1 protein-coding gene is annotated in these 1561 nt (G+C 40.1%); it reads right to left on the reverse strand.

The annotated features are described in order from the left end of the window. Window positions 1-132: 132 nt before the first annotated feature. Window positions 133-1296 carry an IS110 family RNA-guided transposase gene (locus tag WMO65_RS26110; protein WP_033139523.1) on the reverse strand — a complete coding sequence of 388 codons (1164 nt, stop codon included), beginning with the start codon at window positions 1294-1296 and terminating at the stop codon, window positions 133-135. Window positions 1297-1561: the final 265 nt, after the last annotated feature.

The following is a 1561-nucleotide window of genomic DNA, read 5'->3' on the forward strand; positions in this document are numbered from 1 at the left end:
AAAGGAGACCAGCTATGAAAAGTCAACCCTAAATTAGCAAAAGATTATATTTATTTTCTGACCGGAAAAATGGCTAACTTTAATAGAGCTCCCATAGGGTGCTTTTTAAAAATATATATGAACGGTCAGATATTAATCCAAATTAAACGAAACGTTGTCAGTGAGCATTTTATAAATGATGCGAACCAACTTCCCGGCACAATGACCTAAGGCATTGTAATGGGACTTTCCCTCTGAGATTTTCTGATCATAGTAATCTTTAAAGGTTTTGTTGTTTTTGACAACGTTATGTGCTGCATTTATCAAAGCGTAGCGAAGGGGACAAGACCCACGTTTGGACATCTTGGTATGGCTGGCGTTAAAGTTTCCAGACTGATAGACAGTCGGATCAAGACCAGCAAATGCAAGCACTTTTGATGGGCTGGAGAAGCGCATAATATCGCCAATCTCGCCCAGTATCATTCCGCCATTGATAAAACCAATGCCTGGAATGGTCATAATGATGGAAGCCAAAGAATTGACAATCAATTCCATTTCAGATTCAACGTCATGAACCTGGCTATCCAGTAACTCGATCAGTTCAATGGTCTGAGTTATCTGAGTAGATATAGAACTGTCGTTGCAACCGACAGACTTCTGTGCCAGAATCCTTAATTCAGTCGCTGTGTCTTTCTTGAAATGACCGTGGGAGGAAACCTCAAGCAAGTGTGACAGATGGGTCAGGTGCATAGAAGCAATGTCTTTGGTCGTAGGTGCTTCTTTAAGAACTGCATACACAGATTTCTGGTGGATGCCAGATTTGAAGAAATACTGCAGTTCAGGGAAAGCCTGATCAACATACGACATTAGTTGAATCTTGCCCTGGGTACGTTTCTTGATTAGTTTCATGCGGAAACGCCCCAATTCCTTTAAGTGCATGATTGAAAGATCATGCTGCGAAAAGAAACGGTGAGGATCCATCATTAAAGTTTTAGCAATTATGTAAGTATCTACCTTATCCGTTTTTGTTTTGCGAATGTTGTTCTTTCGCATTGCCGAGGTCTGGATAGGGTTTATGACACAGACCTTGTAGTTATGTTTGACAAGGAATTCAAGAAGGTTGTTGCCATAGTGAGCCGTTGATTCAAGACCTATGATGAGGCTGTCAGGATCGAAAGAATCGAGCTTGTGAAGCAGCAGATGGAAGCCATCATAGTCATTTGTAAATTTGAACGGTTGAAGCATAATTTCACCATCTGAAGAAATGGCAGAGGCGAAATGGTTGAGTTTGGCAATATCAATGCCTACGTAAATCATAAGATCTCCTTTCTGAGTGTGATACTGTGACAATTCCACAGGTGTTTACCCTCATAGACTTGATTGAAATAAGTGCTCGGGAAGGAATTCCCTCGTGGCAATATCCAGCTTATAAATGATTCAGATAAAACCGTGGCAATACACTCCTTTAAGTAGTTGGACTACAGAAGAAAATCAAAAGTCCACAGCATCTGAATGTATTATGTCACATCACTAAAAGAAAGGAAAATGTGATGTTTTAGCTTCTATAAACATCATACAAGAA

Source organism: Blautia caccae, assembly GCF_040095955.1.
Classification (GTDB): domain Bacteria; phylum Bacillota; class Clostridia; order Lachnospirales; family Lachnospiraceae; genus Blautia; species Blautia celeris.